The 17,208-nt window shown below is 63.8% G+C and carries 18 protein-coding genes; 8 read left to right on the top strand and 10 right to left on the bottom strand.

Going from position 1 to position 17,208, the window contains the following annotated elements:
- The first annotated feature begins 42 nt into the window (after nt 1–42).
- A complete protein-coding gene (locus tag M3G14_RS03780; RefSeq protein WP_259924757.1) occupies nt 43–1,353 on the top strand; it encodes a DEAD/DEAH box helicase in 1,311 nt (436 codons plus the stop codon).
- Complete coding sequence (locus M3G14_RS03785; RefSeq protein ID WP_259924758.1) at nt 1,350–2,558, top strand: hypothetical protein; 1,209 nt, start codon at nt 1,350–1,352, stop codon at nt 2,556–2,558. The genes M3G14_RS03780 and M3G14_RS03785 overlap by 4 nt, the downstream gene beginning before the upstream one ends.
- A gap of 4 nt (nt 2,559–2,562) precedes the next feature.
- Here the strand turns inward: M3G14_RS03785 and M3G14_RS03790 are convergent, their stop codons facing one another.
- The gene (locus tag M3G14_RS03790; RefSeq protein WP_259924759.1) at nt 2,563–3,093 is read right to left on the bottom strand and encodes a hypothetical protein; all 531 of its coding nucleotides are present in this window, start codon (nt 3,091–3,093) and stop codon (nt 2,563–2,565) included.
- A gap of 490 nt (nt 3,094–3,583) precedes the next feature.
- On the opposite strand from M3G14_RS03790, the gene M3G14_RS03795 reads away from it, so the two are divergent.
- The 3 genes from M3G14_RS03795 to M3G14_RS03800 all read left to right on the top strand — a co-directional run bounded on the left by M3G14_RS03795 (nt 3,584) and on the right by M3G14_RS03800 (nt 4,520).
- Nucleotides 3,584–3,847 (top strand): WhiB family transcriptional regulator, encoded by a 264-nt coding sequence (locus M3G14_RS03795; RefSeq protein ID WP_038588872.1) that lies wholly within the window; start codon nt 3,584–3,586, stop codon nt 3,845–3,847.
- 99 nt (nt 3,848–3,946) lie between these two features.
- Entirely contained in the window at nt 3,947–4,021 is a 75-nt protein-coding gene (locus M3G14_RS11690) for a 50S ribosomal protein bL37 (RefSeq protein ID WP_095066802.1), read from the top strand.
- Nucleotides 4,022–4,133: 112 nt separating this feature from the next.
- The gene (locus tag M3G14_RS03800) at nt 4,134–4,520 is read left to right on the top strand and encodes an MmcQ/YjbR family DNA-binding protein (RefSeq protein ID WP_259924760.1); all 387 of its coding nucleotides are present in this window, start codon (nt 4,134–4,136) and stop codon (nt 4,518–4,520) included.
- Between the two features lie 218 nt (nt 4,521–4,738).
- Here the strand turns inward: M3G14_RS03800 and M3G14_RS03805 are convergent, their stop codons facing one another.
- The 3 genes from M3G14_RS03805 to M3G14_RS03815 form a co-directional block, all read right to left on the bottom strand.
- A complete protein-coding gene (locus M3G14_RS03805) occupies nt 4,739–7,009 on the bottom strand; it encodes a zinc-dependent metalloprotease (protein ID WP_259924762.1) in 2,271 nt (756 codons plus the stop codon).
- Nucleotides 7,010–7,598: 589 nt separating this feature from the next.
- Nucleotides 7,599–7,877: a mycothiol system anti-sigma-R factor gene (gene rsrA / locus M3G14_RS03810; protein ID WP_259924764.1), complete on the bottom strand. Its 279-nt coding sequence runs from the start codon at nt 7,875–7,877 to the stop codon at nt 7,599–7,601.
- A complete protein-coding gene (locus tag M3G14_RS03815; RefSeq protein ID WP_259924765.1) occupies nt 7,877–8,509 on the bottom strand; it encodes a sigma-70 family RNA polymerase sigma factor in 633 nt (210 codons plus the stop codon). The genes rsrA and M3G14_RS03815 overlap by 1 nt, the downstream gene beginning before the upstream one ends.
- Nucleotides 8,510–8,580: 71 nt before the next feature.
- Here M3G14_RS03815 and M3G14_RS03820 point away from each other — a divergent pair, with 71 nt between their 5' ends.
- Nucleotides 8,581–9,054 carry an aminoacyl-tRNA deacylase gene (locus M3G14_RS03820; RefSeq protein WP_259924766.1) on the top strand — a complete coding sequence of 158 codons (474 nt, stop codon included), beginning with the start codon at nt 8,581–8,583 and terminating at the stop codon, nt 9,052–9,054.
- 4 nt (nt 9,055–9,058) lie between these two features.
- Here M3G14_RS03820 and M3G14_RS03825 read toward each other — a convergent pair whose 3' ends face one another.
- The gene (locus M3G14_RS03825; protein ID WP_259924767.1) at nt 9,059–9,742 is read right to left on the bottom strand and encodes an SOS response-associated peptidase; all 684 of its coding nucleotides are present in this window, start codon (nt 9,740–9,742) and stop codon (nt 9,059–9,061) included.
- Between the two features lie 20 nt (nt 9,743–9,762).
- Here M3G14_RS03825 and aroA point away from each other — a divergent pair, with 20 nt between their 5' ends.
- Both aroA and rsgA read left to right on the top strand, forming a co-directional pair.
- Complete coding sequence (aroA, locus tag M3G14_RS03830; protein ID WP_259924768.1) at nt 9,763–11,034, top strand: 3-phosphoshikimate 1-carboxyvinyltransferase; 1,272 nt, start codon at nt 9,763–9,765, stop codon at nt 11,032–11,034.
- Nucleotides 11,034–12,071, top strand: a complete 1,038-nt coding sequence (gene rsgA, locus M3G14_RS03835; protein ID WP_259924771.1) for a ribosome small subunit-dependent GTPase A — start codon at nt 11,034–11,036, stop codon at nt 12,069–12,071. The genes aroA and rsgA overlap by 1 nt, the downstream gene beginning before the upstream one ends.
- Here the strand turns inward: rsgA and M3G14_RS03840 are convergent.
- From M3G14_RS03840 to M3G14_RS03860, 5 genes are all read right to left on the bottom strand, one after another.
- On the bottom strand, nt 12,045–12,539 hold the full coding sequence (locus M3G14_RS03840) for a DUF6912 family protein (protein WP_259924772.1): 495 nt from the start codon (nt 12,537–12,539) through the stop codon (nt 12,045–12,047). The genes rsgA and M3G14_RS03840 overlap by 27 nt on opposite strands.
- Nucleotides 12,539–12,952 carry an HAD family hydrolase gene (locus tag M3G14_RS03845; RefSeq protein WP_259924773.1) on the bottom strand — a complete coding sequence of 138 codons (414 nt, stop codon included), beginning with the start codon at nt 12,950–12,952 and terminating at the stop codon, nt 12,539–12,541. Before M3G14_RS03845 ends, M3G14_RS03840 begins: the two co-directional genes overlap by 1 nt.
- Before the next feature lie 58 nt (nt 12,953–13,010).
- Nucleotides 13,011–15,551 (bottom strand): preprotein translocase subunit SecA, encoded by a 2,541-nt coding sequence (gene secA, locus M3G14_RS03850; RefSeq protein WP_259924774.1) that lies wholly within the window; start codon nt 15,549–15,551, stop codon nt 13,011–13,013.
- A gap of 232 nt (nt 15,552–15,783) precedes the next feature.
- Nucleotides 15,784–16,473, bottom strand: a complete 690-nt coding sequence (hpf, locus tag M3G14_RS03855; RefSeq protein WP_259924776.1) for a ribosome hibernation-promoting factor, HPF/YfiA family — start codon at nt 16,471–16,473, stop codon at nt 15,784–15,786.
- Between the two features lie 106 nt (nt 16,474–16,579).
- The gene (locus M3G14_RS03860; protein ID WP_259924777.1) at nt 16,580–17,206 is read right to left on the bottom strand and encodes a ComF family protein; all 627 of its coding nucleotides are present in this window, start codon (nt 17,204–17,206) and stop codon (nt 16,580–16,582) included.
- Nucleotides 17,207–17,208 lie beyond the last annotated feature (2 nt).

Raw genomic sequence — 17,208 nt, forward strand, 5'->3', positions numbered from 1 at the left:
AGCAGTGGCCCCATTGTAACGGCCCCGGGCTAAGATGAGCGTGTGCGTAGATCAGCTGAGAGTGAACACCACGACGCGCCCACCTTCGCGGCACTGGGCGTGGCCGCCGAACTGCTCGACGCGCTCGCCGAGCAGTCCATCACCAACACGTTTTCCATCCAAGAGCTCGCGGTACCGCTGGCGTTGGAAGGCCGGGATCTCATCGGCCAGGCCCGCACGGGGATGGGCAAAACCTATGCCTTCGGCGTTCCCCTGCTCGACCGGGTCTTCGACGATGCCCGGATCGCGGAACTCGACGGCACGCCACGCGCCCTCGTCGTCGTCCCCACCCGAGAGCTGGCCGTGCAGGTCGGCGAGGATCTCCACCGAACAGCGAAATACACGCCGGTACGCTGCGCCACCATCTACGGCGGCACCCCCTACGATGAGCAGCTTAGCGAGCTTGAGCGTGGCGTGGACGTAGTGATTGGCACCCCGGGCCGACTGATCGACCTCCACGACCGGGGCGACCTCGATTTGGGGCATGTGGCGATCCTCGTGCTCGATGAGGCCGACGAGATGCTGGATATGGGCTTTTTGCCCGACATTCAGAAGCTGTGGTCGGCGCTGCCAGACTCGCTGCAGACCATGCTCTTTTCCGCGACGATGCCAGCGCCCATCCTCACGCTGGCGCGCTCCATGATGCGCACGCCAGTGCACATGCGTGCGGAGTCTGCAGATGCTTCGGCCACTCACGTCACCACGAACCAGGTGGTCTTCCAATCGCACCGCATGGACAAACCCGAAGTGTTAGCCCGCATTTTGCAGGCACGCGGGCGGGAGCGCACCATCATCTTCGCGCGCACCAAGCGCACCGCGGCCTCGGTGGCGGAAGACCTGGCGCGCCGTGGGTTCCTCGTCGGCACTGTGCACGGAGACTTGCGCCAAGAGGCCCGTCAGAAGTCGCTGGACGCGTTCCGCTCTGGAGAGGTAGACATCCTCGTGGCCACAGACGTGGCAGCCCGCGGCATCGACGTCGATGAGGTCACCCATGTGATCAACTACCAGACACCGGACGACCCGATGACCTACGTCCACCGCATCGGGCGCACGGGCCGCGCGGGGCACTCCGGCACAGCGGTGACCCTGGTCGGTTTTGACGAGGTGTACAAGTGGGAGCAAATCAACGATGAGCTTGAGCTCGCGCAGCCGACACCCCCGACCTGGTTCTCTACCTCGCCGGAGCTCTTCGATGCGCTAGATATCCCGGAGTCGGCTTCCGCCACCGTCGGGCGGCCGCGTAAAGTGCTCGGGAGCCGGCCGGCGAAGCAGCGCACGGCCAAGAGACCAAAGCAGGGAAGGAAACGTCGTTGAAAGCTCCGCTGCGACGCACCAAAGGCGACCTGATTGCCACCGCGGTGATTGCCGCGCTTTCTTTAGGGCTCGTCGGGACCGCGTATTTCACTGCTCCGATCCGCTCCTCCGAGCTGGTCTCCGCCTCCGAGGAGCACGAAAACTACGGCCAACTGGCCGTCGTGCCGAAAGGACTTAACGAGTCCTTCCGCCTGCCAGACACCTCCCCCGGTACGGCACCGCTCGTCGTCGATGGGATGCTCATCACTTACAACGAGGGCACGATCACCGCGACCACCCCAGAGGGCGACACGGCGTGGACCTACCACCGCAAAGAGGAGCTGTGTGGCCTCAGCGGCGCGTGGGGCAAGGTAGTCGCGAATTACCGCGGCAACGCCGGCTGCGGCGATGTCGTTGCCATCAACGCGTTCACCGGCGAGTACGCCTCGACGCGTTCCGCCCCCGGCCCGGAGCAGATCAGCACTGTGGCCTCAAACGATCACGTGGGCCAAGTTGACCGGAACAAGGTGGAGCTGTGGCGCTCGGACATGGTGCGCACCGTGGAATACGGCACGATTGAGGCCCCGCAGGAGCCGAACATGCAGCCCAACGAGTGCCCCATTACCTCGGCGTTGACCCGCACGGAGCTGCTGGCCGTAACTGAGGAGTGCAACGGCGAGACCTTCCTGCGCTTCCAAAAGACAACGCCCGAAGATTCCCGCGAGCCGGAGATGCACGCTTCGGTGCAGCTGCAGGATGGCGCGTACCTCGTGGGCATTTCCCAGGACGCCGCGGCGATCTACGACCCGGCCTCGTCGGAGGTCCGCTCCTACCAGATGGACGGCAAAGAGCTCACCTCCGCACAGATCCCGGACTTGGGCGAGCCAAGCTCGCTTGCCGACGGCACGCGGATCCTCCCCACCCAGGATCTCCCCCACCACATGAGCTACTTCCAAAACGACTACCTGGTGCTCATGGACCCTGCTGAACTGGGCGTGACCGGTGTATTCCAGGGGGCGCTGGGCACCGGTTTCTCCGCCGGCGACCGCCTTCTCTATGCTTCGTCGACGGGCGTTGCGGTGGTCAATTGGGACAAGAACTCGGTCGAGACCATTATCCCCGTCGACCGCGGCGACTACTCGGGCCCGATCTCCATTAACTCAGCGGGCCCGACCGTGGTGGAAAAGCGCGGCGAGGAAGTCGTCGTCCTCGCAATCGAGGAGTAACCCCCTAGCGCTCGGACTTGCGAATTTCGTAGCGCGCTTCGTTGTAACGGGCTGACTCCGGGTGAAACACCGTATACAGCACGAGTGCGGTAGACAGCAGCGTGGCAATTCCCAGCAGGATTGCGCCACCGGAGAACATATAGAAGGCCACGCCGGTCAAAATCGCCTCGATCAGCACGATCGCGCCTGTGCTGCGGGGTGTACCGCGCAGCGTGGACACCGCGACGAAGGCAACGAAGCCGAAAATGAGCAGCACAAAGATTGCGGTACCGAGCGAGACAAAGTTGGCTGCGGCCGACTCGGATTCAAGGGTGCTGTGGTCGACTCCCACCAGCTGGGTGTAAATGAGGCTGGCTGCGTAGCCAAACATTGCAAGACACTGCACGAGCACCACGATGGCGCCGAAGCGCATCAGCGGCGGCACCGTGGCGCTGATGCGCTGCGCGGTGTCGAGATCCATCGGCGAGTGCGGGGCGCGCGACCGCTTTCGCCGCGAGGAGTTGGTGGACTGGTTGTTTGAGTCTTTGTTGGTCACACTGCGTTAGTCTATCCGTCACTTTGGCGAATGCAGCAGCGGCGGCTCCTGCCAATCTCCCCCAGCTCGTCCGAGGAAAGTCACAGGTGGACGATTTGACCTTCTCCAGTACGTATGCGTGCACAAAATTCGCTGTTTCCGCAGTTCAACACCATAGTGCTCAGTACGAAAAATCATGGGCAATCCCAATATGAACTACCCGCGCAACAAATATTCGTATGATTCCTATCACAATTTGCGGTTTACCCCTAGCGGACATTGCTTTTTCATGCCATGATTCTCAGGTAGCAAAAACAACGGGCTGGTAACACAGCCCTTAACCCTAAGACACCACAGGGTTAACGCCAGGGAAACCGGCAGACGGAACTCGCAAGAGCACACCGCCCGGATCCTGGAATCAAACTTCGTTTGCAACTCGCCTCGCACCCCGGGGCGATGAAGTGGTGTGCGCAACAACTGTTCAACGCTTATGTGTAAGGAGTATTTCACCATGGATTGGCGCCACGAAGCAATTTGCCGCGACGAGGACCCGGAGCTCTTCTTCCCGGTCGGCAACTCCGGCCCCGCACTGTCCCAGATCGCCCAGGCCAAGCTGGTCTGCAACCGCTGCCCCGTCACCTCCCAGTGCCTGAAGTGGGCACTGGAAACCGGCCAGGATGCCGGCGTGTGGGGCGGCCTGTCCGAGGAAGAGCGTCGCGCCATCAAGCGTCGCAACAAGGCGCTGGCCCGCAACCGCGCACGCCTGTCGGCCTAAACCTCACCACCGTACGCGCACAGAATTTCCCTGTAGGCGTGTGTGAGCGATAAAGTGGAATACCTGTACTTTTAATCGCCCAATTCGAAGGAGGCCCCCATGAGCAAGCGTGGTCGTAAGCGCAAGGACCGTCGCAAGAAGAGCGCAAACCGCGGCAAGCGTCCTAACTCTTAAGCACAGCACAACCGCCCCCTGCCCCCGGAAGCAAAGTTTTCCGGGCAGGGGGCGGTTGCTTTTATGCATACGGGCGAGGGCCCCCACGCGAATTTCATCTAGCCTGGTTCGCATGGATTCCTCTCCACTGGATCTCCACACCTGTGCTACCGCCCGCGCCTTCGAACTCCCCGGCGCTACGTTGACGCACCCTTTCGGCCCTGATTGGGACGTTTTTAAAGTACGCGGCAAGGTCTTCCTCCTTCTCACCGCAGTTACTGGCAGCCAGCAGGCCATCCTCAAAGCCGAGCCCCTGGACGCTGAAGCGCTGCGCAGCGAGCACGCCTTCATCACGCCCGGCTACCACATGAATAAGCGACACTGGGTATCCGTACACCCCGATCCCCACCTCACCACAGAGCTTGTTCACGAGCTCGTGACGGACTCCTACCGCCTTGTGGTAGAAAAGCTCCCCCGCTCACAACACCCCATTAATCCGTCGGACTTTGGATCTCCATGACCCCAAACTTCCCCAGAGGAAACAGACTGTTCGTCAGAGAGAACGCACGCACAGAGAAAGAGACTTCATCGCCCTGTGGCCCTCAGCGCGCCCGACCCAAAAGGAGCTAGCTCCGTTTAGGACACGTTGAGGACACCCACACACCGAAAAGCAACCCGCCCGGTTCGAAGTAAACCGTGCGGGTTACCGTTTCTCGAAGGGTCTCTAGCCCAGCATCTCTAGCCCAGCATCCCCGAGCCAACGACACCCGCGATGCCGCCGATGATTGCCAGGAGGGCAACGATCGGGATGACAATCGCCGCGATGTTCGGGCCCTCAGCATTGGTAACAGCGCCTTGGTGCTCTGCCGCCGCCGGCTCTTGCTTCTCGACGGGCGCGACCGTGGTCATCTTCGCCGAGGTTTCCTTGGCTGCCTGCTGGCTAGCGGTCTGCGGGGCCGGCGCGGCAGTCTGGGCAGCGCCTGCCAACGCGTCAGACTTCGTGGCCTTCGCCTGGGGCTCTACCTCGACTGCGAAGCGATCCTCGAATGCGGCCGCACCCTTGCTGTTGGTCACTTTCACGTCGACCGGCATGACCGCCGCGTTGCCCGGGGTCACCGGCACCTTCACGGTCACCTCGTTCGTGCCTTCGCTGTCGAGCGCGCCGGCGAGGACAACGGTGTCGCTGAACTCATCGTTCGGGGTGATGACTCGAATGTCAAAGCGGTCCAGGTCCACGCCCGGGTTCTTCACGCGCAGGACGAGTTCGCCGGCCTTGCCTGCCTTCAGGCCCTTCGCGTCCAGCTCGACCTCGGCGGTGCCGTTGAGTGCGTCCGCGGCAGCGAACTGCGCGGCGCGAGCCTCTGCGGCCTGCAGTGCCTTACCGTCTGCGCCCTCCGCGCCACCGACACCTGCGGTGCCGACCGGCTGGCCAATGTGACCGGTGTTGATCACCAGGTTGTCCCAGTCAGCAGGCACTCGGTAGTCGCCGGTGTAGCAGTCCACACCAACACGGTTGCATTCCTTCGGCAGTTCGCCACCGGAGACCGCTTCCTCATCCGAGTAGTCAAAGTGGCTGAACTGGTACAGGTAGTTCATCACCGAGTAGTAGTTCGGCAGGTAGTCCGACTTCGGCACCTCGTTGGCAAACTTCGTGGAGCCGTTGTGGTCCAGCCCGAGGGTGTGGCCCAGCTCGTGCATGATCGTGTTGCGAAGCTGCTCGTCGGTGGTCATGCGGTCGTGGTTTGCAATGTAGAAGGCGTTATCGCCGACCAGGGACAGGCCGACCGAGTAGTTGCCCGGGCCCATCGCATCGCCGATCATGCCGCTGCGGAAGATGGCGGAACGGTCGCCGAGGAGCTCGTCGATGTTGTCCATCAGCTTCAGGCCAGGCATCACACCCTGGAAGTAGTAGGGGGCGAACTCACCGTATTCGCCACCGTGGCGATCTGCGTAGTTCGGGATGTTGCTGTAGGTCTCGCCAGCATCGATGTGCAGGTTGACGCCGTGCGCGTCGAACTTGTCCACCAGCTGCTGCAGGATATCAGTGTTCGGGCGGTAGCTCTTGGTGTTCGCCTTCGCGCATGCGCGCTGCTGGGGGTTATCCACACAGCCGAGCGACTCAAACTCGGAAGGCATCCAGTTCAGCTGCAGGAAGACATCGGGGCGGTTCGGATCAGCACCCCAATCGTTCAGCGGCATCGGCGTGCCGTCGGCAAGCGTGAGCCCCTGCTCTTCCCAGACGTCCGGCAGGCCGTCGCCGTCGGTATCGACCGCGCTTTCCTGGGTGTCCATCGTGATGGTGGCCTCGGCGGTAGCGGTTGCGCCGGCGGCGATCTCTTCAATCCAGCGGCCGCGCTGGAACATTGCGCCCGCCTCGTCGACGTAGCCAACCTGACCGGGATCGGTCGTCTCGTTGAAGCCGTTTGCCACGCCAGAGCTGTAGGCACCGTCGAAGGTCACCTTCGCGTCGTAGCCGCCGAACTCCGGGCCAACCGTAAACACACCATCGTCGTAGCTGCCCAGCATCTGACGGGCCGTGTTGATCTGGTTGGTCATGTCCAGCTGGAAGTACGAATCCTCAGCGCCGATGTTTTCAACCTCAACGCGGACGGTCACCGTGTTGCCATCAATCCGAAACTCGCGCGTCCACGCAACGCCGAGGAACGCGTCGCGGTGCTTCATCGTCACAACCTGCGCGTCGCCCTCAGTGCGGGTTGCCACAGCGGTATTCGCGCTATCGGCCACCACGCGCTGGCCGCCGAAGCGGAAGTCAATATAAAAGGAGGAATCCTGGGTTCCGCCAACCGACGCCGGGTCGGTGAACTTCAGCGAGGAGATACGCCCCTTATCCAGCTCCACGTCGTGGAAGAAGGGGCCAACCTCGTCCGCGGTGACCTTGACCACGGATGCCTCTTCGACAACGGCAGCCTCAGCAGGTGCCTGCAGGGCGGGAACGAATACAGAAAGCGCACACATTGCGGCAAGTGCTTTGCGGGCGATGGCGTTCATTTTTCGTATTCCTCTTCTCGTACTGCCTCCGTCGGGAACACCGGGAGGTTTTTCCTTTGTTCTGGCTCTAGTTTATGCAGAACGAGTATGCATTGTGAAGTGACAACAACAAACGTGATCTTTTTAACGAGTTTTACGGTGTTAATTGGTGATTGTTCAACACATTCAGCCCCACTGACTGCGCTTTAACCCTAAGAGAGGCCCAACGGAAGGATGATATCTAAGAGACATCCGGTAATATATGTCTACGAAAACCGAAGTGTTGAACGATATATGCTTATGTATATTATGCACCCTAAGAAATAGGTTACCGCTTGTTGTTTACCTCCCAACAAACATCCTGGGGTTTTCCCGAAAACGCGAGAATAATGCACGATTTCCTAAGAACCTCTATGTAAGAACTTTTAGACATAGGCACCCCACCCACACAAAGAGATAACCAATACGGGATTGTTCACCAGTTATCACCCCCGAAAATTACCCCCGTTTATAGTGTTGTTTCACCCCTACTGTGACACGCAGCCCACTATCGCCCCACTCCAGACACAAAAAGTCCCGCGGCCTGCGCAGCCGCGGGGCAAAAGCTGGACTAACGATACCGGATTTCGGTGTACGTCACCGAAGTCAGCGACGCAATGATGCGCTCGCGCAAAGGCTCCGGCGCATGCGCCTGCCCGCAACACGAACGGACAATCTTGCGTACCGCTTCCTCCGACTGCAGCTGCCCGAAGCAATGCGGGCACTCCTTCACGCGCACGCGGATCTCTGCCACACGCTCCGGCGTCGTCGAAGGGTCAAACAGCTCACACAGCAATGCGTGCACTTCGGTGCAGTCAGCCGCTTCGCAGTGGTTCTCTGGCGTGTCCATCACTTCTCCTCCGCGTGTTCTGAGCCATCAGTAGAGCCATCACTAGAGCCCTGCGCGCCATTCGCGCGCTCAAGCCCAATGCCCTGATCGTGTGCTACGTCTTTCAACATCTCGCGCAGCTGTTTTCTTCCACGATGCAACCGACTCATCACCGTGCCGAGGGGGATGTCCATCACCTCGGCGATTTCCTTATACGCCAGCCCCTCGACGTCCGCGTAGTACACCACCATGCGGTAGTCCTCGTTCAGCTCGTTGAGGGCCTCCGAGATACGTGAATTCGGCATAAGCTTCAGCGCCTCCACCTCTGCTGACTCGAGCCCGGTTGAGTCGTGCGAACTAGAGGTGTAGAGCTGGTTATCCGTCACCTCATCGGCCGAAGTAACCAGGGGGCGCCGCTGCTTTTTGCGGTAGGTGTTGATGTACGTATTCGTCATGATCCGGTACAACCACGCCTTCAGGTTCGTGCCCGGGGTGAACCGGTCAAAGGCCTTGTACGCCTTCAGGTAGGTCTCCTGCACGAGATCCTCCGCGTCCTGCGGGTTGCGCGTCATCCGCAGCGCGCCCCCGTAGAGCTGGTCCAGCAGCGGCATGGCCTCGTCGGTGAAGCGGTTTTTGAGATCTTGCTCGGGCATGCCAGCCATTGTAGGCCACCACGGCACGCGTAGGATCGGCTCGTACACCGAGCGAAAAAGGAGCCTCCCGCATGTCCGCGCGCACCCGCGCCATCGCCGCAGTCACAAGCGTGAAGCACACCGTGCTGGAATACACCGCGAGCCAGGATCACTTCGGGGAGCACTCCGTCGCCCAGCTGGGCGTCGATCCGGCCGCAACGCTCAAGACGTTGGTGGTGTGCAGCACCACCAACACGCGTGACATGGCGCTGTGCTGCGTGCCGGTAGCTGGCCACCTCTCGCTCAAGGCGGCCGCCAAGGCGCTGGGTTGGAAGAAGGCGCAGCTCGCGGAGCCAAAGAAAGCAGAGCACGCCACCGGCTACATCGTCGGCGGCATCTCGCCGCTCGGCACGCTGCAGAAACTGCCAGTGCTTATCGACGCCTCCGTCACCGACTTCCCCACCGTCATCGTCTCCGCCGGGCAGCGCGGGCTGTCGCTTTCGCTTTCCCCGCAGGACCTCGCCGCGCTTGCGCACGCGAAGCTCGCCGACATCTCCGCCAACTAGGAGTCTAGGGCCGCTGCTCGCCCAACGGGCCCTCGCCTACGAGCTCGGCGTACTCGTTGCGTGTGTTGCCCACCGCCGGGTCCGCCTCACGCCAGCGCAGCGTCTCCGCGACCCGGGAGGGCGCCAAAAGCTCCGCGGCCTCATCCGGGGTCCCCTCGACCCACTGGGCCACCTCGTCTGCGCCGAGGAACAGGGGCAGGCGGTGGTGTAGCCACGCCATGTGCTCGGCGGCGTCGGTGGTCACCATCGTGGTGGAAAGGCGCTCCGCCCCGGTATCCCACAGGGCGGCAGCGTACAGCATGCCCGATTCGGGGGCGACAAAATACGGTTGCTTCTTGCCGGCCGCGGTGGGGAGCCATTCGTAGTAGCCGTCGAGAAGCATGAGCCCGCGCCTGTGCGCGAAGGCGGAGCGGAAGGATGGCTTTTGCGCAACGGTTTCGGCGCGCGCGTTAAACAGCGGCGGGCCGGAGTCGTCCCGCTTCCACGACGGGAGCAGGCCCCAGCGTGCGGCGTCGATACGCGCGCCGGCCGCATCGAAGCGCACGAGCGGCACCTGCTGGGTGGGGGCGATATTGTAGCGCGGCGGCGGGGTGCCATCGGGGGCTTCGACGGTGCCGGCCCCGGGCAGCGCTGACACCGCGTCCACGAGTGCCTCGCCGGTGGTGAAAAGCACGAAACGTCCACACATGCCTCCATTATGATGGACGCATGACTCAACTGTGGCCAGCGCCGTACGCCCCCGCCCCCGTCTCGCACACGCAAGCCGTGCCGGGGTCAAAATCGATGACTAACCGCGCGCTCATCCTCGCCGCGCTCGCCGAAGGCGAATCCGTCATCGTCGGGGCGCTGCGCTCACGCGACACCGAGCTGATGGAAGCCGCGCTCGCCGCCATGGGCACCCGCTTCGAGCACCGCGGCCAGGAAATCCGCGTGACCCCGGGTGCGCTGCAGTCGGCGGAGGTGGACTGCGGGCTCGCCGGCACCGTCATGCGCTTCGTGCCGCCCGTAGCCGCCTTCTGCCACGGCCCCGTGCTTTTCGACGGCGACGTGCAAGCCCACGCCCGCCCAATGGGCACCATCCTCGACGCCCTGCGCGACCTCGGCGTGTCAGTCGCGGGCGACTCACTGCCCTTCACCGTGCACGGCACCGGTTCCGCACCTGGCGGTGCGGTGACGATCGACGCCTCCGGGTCCTCCCAGTTCGTCTCGGGGCTGCTGTTGGCCGCGCCGCGCTTCGAACGCGGTGTGCACATCACGCACTCCGGCGGCACGCTGCCGTCCATGCCGCACATTGAGATGACGGTGGACATGCTCGCGCAGGCCGGCGTACGCGTGCAGGCCGAGGGCCAGACCTGGAAGGTCGAGCCGCAAACAATTGCGCCCAACCGTTGGGTCATCGAGCCGGACCTCTCCAACGCCACGCCCTTCCTCGCCGCCGCGGCGGTGACCGGGGGCCGCGTCTCGGTACCGCACTGGCCGATTGCCACCACGCAGCCGGGCGACGTCATCCGCGACATCTTGGAGCGCATGGGCTGCGAGGTGGAACTGGTGGCCACCGGTGCCGATCACACCCTCGAAGTGCGCGGGCCGCAGACCGGCGGGCTTAAGGGCATCCGCATCGACATGAGCGACATTGGCGAGCTCACCCCCACCGTCGCCGCGCTTGCGGCCTGCGCATCCACGCCCTCTGAGCTCACCGGCATTGCGCACCTGCGCGGGCACGAGACCGACCGTCTCGCGGCGCTGACCGCTGAGCTCAACGGGCTCGGCGGCAACTGCGAGGAACTACCAGACGGGCTGCGCATCACCCCCGCACCCCTGCGCGGCGGCACCTGGCACTCGTACGCGGATCACCGCATGGCCACCGCGGGCGCGATTCTCGGGCTCGTGGTCGACGGCGTCGAGGTGGAAAATATCGACACCACCTCGAAAACGCTGCCGGGCTTTGCCACGATGTGGGCAACGATGGTGGAGCGCTAATGGCCCGCCGCGTTTCCAACTTCAACGATTACGACGAGTCCGACGTCCGCGTGCGCCCCGGCAAAGGCTCGCGCCCGCGCTCGAAGGATCGACCACGCCACAAGGACGCGCGCTTCGGCATGGTGGTCACCAAAGACCGCGGGCGCTGGGGCGTCGTGCTTGAGAGCGGCACGCTGGTCAACTGCGTACGCGCACGCCAGCTCAAGCGCACCAGCATCGAGATCGGCGACCGCGTCGGCGTCGTCGGTGACACCTCGGGGGCGAAGGATACGATGGCGCGCATCGTCAAGCGCGCCGATCGCACCTCGGTGTTGCGCCGCACCGCCGACGACACGGATCCGTACGAGCGCATCATCGTGGCAAACGCCGAACTCCTACTCATCGTCGTCGCGGCCGCCGATCCCCCGCCGCGCACCGGCTTTGTCGAGCGCGCCCTGATCGCCGCCTTCGTCGGCGGGGTGCGACCGGTGGTCTGCATGACCAAGTCCGACCTGGAGGACCCGGCAGAGTTCGAGCGCGAAATCGCCGACATGGACGTCACCGTGCTGCGCACCGGCACCGACGATGACTTGGCCACGCTGCGCTCGCTTATCGACGGCCACCTCACCGCCCTCATCGGCCACTCCGGCGTGGGCAAATCCACCCTGGTCAACCGCATCGTGCCGGAGGCGCAGCGCGCCACCGGCGAGGTCTCCGGCGTGGGCAAGGGCCGCCACACCTCCACCCAATCCGTCGCCTTCGAGCTCGACGGCCCAGACGGCGGCTGGATCATCGACACCCCAGGCATCCGCTCCTTCGGTCTCGCGCACGTGCAGCCCGAGCAGATCATCGACGTCTTCCCGGACCTGGCCGACGCGGCCGCGGACTGCCCGCGCGGCTGCACGCACCTGGGCCCGCCGGCGGATCCGGAGTGCGCATTCGACAACTTTGCCGCCGACTCGCCTGTGGGCAGACGCGCGGCGGCGGTGCGCCACCTTTTGGTAGCGCTGCACTCGAATAACGAGTGGGAGCTAAAGCAGCTCGATGAGAAAAGGTAGCTCGCTGGGGTCGAAGAAGGCCATGTAAAGGTCCTGCGCGTCCCCCACGGTCAGCTCCGCGTCCTCGTCTCCCAGGTCGGCCGCGTCGATGCACTCGATGGCCTTGGCGGTAGCCTCCTCGGCCTCGCGCACATCCACGTGCACCGCGGCAACATCCTTGAGCTCGACCGGCCCGGCGAGTTTCACCACGGACTCGCCCATGTCGGGCTCGCCGTGCGCCTCCACGTCGGCGGAGACCACCACGCGGCGGTGCGGGAAGCGCTCCTCGTCGCCGATGGCCAGCAAACGGATCGACGCCAAGGCGGCGTCGTCGAAGGCGATGGCCTCAATCTCTTCCTGGTCGCCCGAAGTGAAAAACTCGGTCAGCTCATCGGTGGCGGCGAAGCCCCAGCCGTTCCTGGCGTGCAGCACCCCCGTGTCATTCAAGCTTTCGAGCATGCCAAAGGTGGCGGGGATGTACACGCGCATTAGAACTCGCCCTCGACGTCAAACAGGGACTGAATCTCCACAGAGGTGCGCTCAAAGGCAGTGTGCAGGATGCCGATCATGCCGAACTCGACGGCCGCGCGGACGTTGACGATATCGTCGTCGATCATCACGCAGTCGTTGATGATCACGTCAATCGCGTCCGCCGCGGCTTGGAAGGCGGCGCGGTCCGGCTTGCCGATGCCGATCTCGCCGGAGAGCACCACCGCGTCGACGTCGCCGCGGAACTCCCACTCGCGGATCGCCTCCGCCATCGGGCTGTCCGCCTCCTCGTTGGAGAGGATGCCAACCTTGATGCCCTGGTCCTTAACCGCTTTGATCAGCTCGCGCCAGCGGTGCTCTTCCTCCTTGTCCTGGTCCAGTACCCCGGCGTAATCAAAAATCAATCCCTGCATGCGTGCTCGCCTTTCTCCGCCTGGTCAAACTTTCTCGTCCGCATCGAGTCTACGGGCGCTACGCCTGCGCCGCTTCCTCGTCCTGGCCTTCGAACTGCTTGCGCATCAAGAACAGCTGGCGCACCGTCTCCTCTTGGATCGCTTCGTTCATCGCCGCGAACATGTCGCCGCCCTCCTTCTGGTACTCCACCAGCGGGTCACGCTGCGCCATCGCGCGCAGGCCGATGCCCTCCTTGAGGTAGTCCATCTCGTAGAGGTGCTCGCGCCACTTGGTGTCGATCACCGGCAGGATCACTGCGCGCTCCAGGTTGCGCATCTGCTCCTCGCCGCCGATCTCGGCAACCTTTTCCTCGAGTGCGTCGTACTGGGCCTGCGCATCGTCGACAAGCGCCTGGCGCAGCTCGGAAGCGCTGATCTCGCCCGGGCTACCGTAGGTCGTGCCCTCGATGAGCTCCTCGGCGGTCACCGTCGGGCCATAGAGGGACTCGAGTGCGTGCCACAGCTCGCGCAGGTCCCAGTCCTCGACGTAGCCCTCGCGGGTCGCGCCGTCGACATACGCGCTGACCGTGTCGTCGATCATGCGGCGGACCTGGTCCTTGATGTCCTTCGACGCGAGGATCTCCTGGCGCTCGCCGTAGACCACCTTGCGCTGCTCGTTGAGCACCTCGTCGTACTTGAGCACGTTCTTGCGCATCTCAAAGTTCTGGTTCTCCACACGCGCCTGCGCGCCCTTCACCGCATTCGAGACCATCTTCGCCTCGATCGGGACATCGTCCGGCACGTTGAGGCGGTTCATCATGTTCTCCATGGACTGGCCCATGAAGCGCACCATCAGCTCGTCGCGCATCGACAGGTAGAACCGAGTCTCGCCCGGGTCACCCTGGCGGCCCGAACGGCCGCGCAGCTGGTTATCAATACGACGCGACTCGTGGCGCTCGGTGCCGATGACGTACAGGCCACCGGCCTCGCGCACCTCGTCGCCGAGCTGCTTCGAGCGCTCCTTCGCGGCCGGCAGCTGCGCGTTCCACGCCTCCTGGTAGCGCTCCTCGTCCTCGAAGGGGTCGAGACCCTGCTCCTGCAGCTTCGCGTCCAGCAAGATTTCCGGGTTACCGCCCAGCACGATATCGGTACCGCGACCAGCCATGTTGGTGGACACGGTCACACGCCCCGGCAGGCCCGCCTCGGCGATGATGCGGCCCTCCTCCTCGTGGTGCTTCGCGTTGAGCACGTTGTGCTTGACGCCCTTGCGGGTCAGCAGCTGGGAAAGGTACTCGGAACGCTCCACGGAGGTGGTACCCACCAGCACCGGCTGGCCCTTTTCGGAGTGCTCCGCGATGTCCTCGGCCACGGCCGCGAACTTGGCCTCCTGCGTCTTGTAGATCAGGTCGTCGCGGTCCTGGCGCTGGTTCGGACGGTTCGGCGGAATCTGCACCACGTCCATCTTGTAGATCTGGTGCAGCTCGGCCGCCTCAGTCTCCGCCGTACCGGTCATACCGGCCAGCTTGTCGTAGAGACGGAAGTAGTTCTGCAGCGTAATGGTCGCCAGCGTCTGGTTCTCGTTCTTGATCTCGACGTTTTCTTTCGCCTCGATCGCCTGGTGCATACCCTCGTTGTAGCGGCGGCCCGCGAGCACTCGGCCCGTGAACCCGTCCACGATGAGCACCTCGCCCTGGCGCACAATGTAGTCCTTGTCGCGCTCGAAGAGCTCCTTCGCCTTAATGGCGTTGTTGAGGTAGCTGACCAGCTGCGAGTGCTCCGGCGCATACAGGTTGCCAATGCCCAGCTGGTCCTCGACGAACTCCACGCCCTCCTCGGTGACGCCGATGGTGCGCTTGCGGCGATCCACCTCGTAGTGCTTGCCCTCGCGCATGCGCGGGGCGAGCTGGGAGAACACGGTGTAAAGCTGGCTCGAGCCGTCGACCGGGCCGGAGATGATCAGCGGGGTACGAGCCTCGTCGATGAGGATCGAGTCGACCTCATCCACGATGGCGAAGTTGTGGCCGCGCTGCACCATCTCGCTGACCGAGCGCGTCATGTTATCGCGCAGGTAGTCAAATCCGAGCTCGTTGTTCGTACCGTACGTAATCGCCGCCGCGTAGGACTTCTTGCGCTCATCGGGGCGCATCTCGGAGAGGATCACGCCAACGTCGAGGCCCAAGAAGTGGTGCACGCGCCCCATCATCTCGGCGTCACGCTTGGCCAGGTAGTCGTTCACCGTCACGATGTGCACGCCCTTGCCCGACAGCCCGTTGAGGTATGCCGGCAGCACCGAGGTCAGGGTCTTGCCCTCACCGGTCTTCATCTCGGCGACGCTACCGAAGTGCAGCGCCGCGCCACCCATGATCTGCACCTTGTAATGCTTCTGCCCCAGCACGCGCCAGGACGCCTCACGCGCGGTCGCAAACGCGTCGAGCAATATGTCATCCAGCGACTCCCCGTCGGCGATCCGCTGCTTAAACTCGTCGGTCTTTGCCTTGAGCTCCTCATCAGTGAGCTTCTCGTACTCACCTTCCAGCGCGATGACCTGGTCAGCAATCTTTGCCAAACGCTTGACGGTGCGCCCTTCACCGGCGCGGAGCAACTTGGAAAGTCCAAACACGTTCTGTGAATCCTTCGGTAGTTAGTGCAAGTCTGTGCAAGTGAGTGCAAAAGTACGAGCACGAAAAGCGTGACGTTTCTTAAGGTGTACCAACCCGCAATTGTACGCACAAGGTAGCGTGACGTGACAACCGCTGCCCTGCCCAAGCACGCACAACTTGGTGTGAATACGCCAAACGCCCGCCACGGCGCGCGGGGCGCACAACCGTGAGGGCGTTATTCCTGGTGCGAGGCTACTTCTCTGCTTCCTTCGCGCCCGCAGCGTCAGCACTCAGGGCGATCAAGCCGTAGTCGTAGGCGTGGCGGCGGTACACCACGGACGGACGGTTGGTCTCCTCGTCCACGAAGAGGTAGAAGTCGTGGCCAACGAGCTCCATCTCGGAGAGCGCATCGTCGACGCTCATCGGGGTGGCGGTGTGCTCCTTGCGGCGCACGATCTGACCCGGGACGACATCTTCGACAGTGCCCGCGTACGGATCAGCGTCGGTGTTCTCGCTTGCCTTCGCGCGAGCTGCCTCCGCCTCCTGCGCCAGCTCAGCTGCAATCTTGCCGGTGGACTTCGGCGCGCGGTGCCCGGAGCGCGCCACCTGGCGACGCACCTTCACCTTGCGCAGCGAGCGCTCCATCTTGCCCAGTGCAGACTCGAGTGCGGCGTAGAAGCTGTCCTCCTTCGCCTCGGCGCGGGCGAGGTGCCCCTTGCCGGTAGCGGTGATCTGCACGCGCTGTGCCTGCGCTTCACGACGCGGGTTGGGCTCGTGCTGCAGCTCCACGTTGAAGAAGGTGAGCGAGGGGTCAAGCTTTTCAATCTTTGCAAGCTTGGCGTTGACACGCTCTTGGAAGTGCTCTGGGACCTCGACATTTCGGCCGGTGATGGTCACCTGTGCGTTGGGGCTCAGGCTGTCGTTGTGCTCTGCAGAAGTCATCTGCTTCCTCCCTAGAGTAGTAGGAACTCGGTCTACCCCAACTATACAACTGGTCATAACCAATGTGTCGGTTTAGGTGAAGAAGTTCCTGCCAGTTTCCTGCCTCTCACGCCTCCGCGAGTGTGACGCACCCCGCCACGTCCACCCCGCGCGCGAGCAGCACCGCCACGCTCGCCTCAAGCGTCGCCCCCGTCGTGACCACGTCGTCGACCACCACCACGCTACCGGCGGGCACTCCGTGCACCCGCACCGCCCCCTCCAAGTTCGCACGCCTGCCGGCCTGGTCAAGCGCCGCCTGGTCCGCGGTTGCGCGCGCAAGCGACAGCACCGGGTTCGTCGCACGCCCGCTCGCCTCGCAGACCGCGCGCACCGGATCCCCACCGCGGGCGCGCGCGTTGGCTCTGCGCGTCGGCGCGGGCACCAGCGCTTCCGCGGCGGCGATATCCCCGCGCGCTTCCAGGTGTGTGAGCGCCGCGTCGAGAATCGCCCCGACATGCGCGCGCACCGCCAGATTATTGCGCTCCTTCATCGCCAGGATGACCCCGCGGTGCGCGCCGGCGTAGGGGCCGAGCGCAAAGACCGGGGCCGGCACGGCCACCTTGGGAAAGACCCGCTGCGGCGGCCGGGCGAGCTCGCGGCGGCACCGCATACACAGCACGGACCACCGCTCGGCGGGCTCGCCGCACCCCGCGCAGTAGCGCGGCAAAAGCAGGTCTGCAACCGCCCCCAACATCG

Origin of the sequence: Corynebacterium sp. p3-SID1056, from assembly GCF_025152525.1 — a bacterium.
GTDB lineage: Bacteria > Actinomycetota > Actinomycetes > Mycobacteriales > Mycobacteriaceae > Corynebacterium.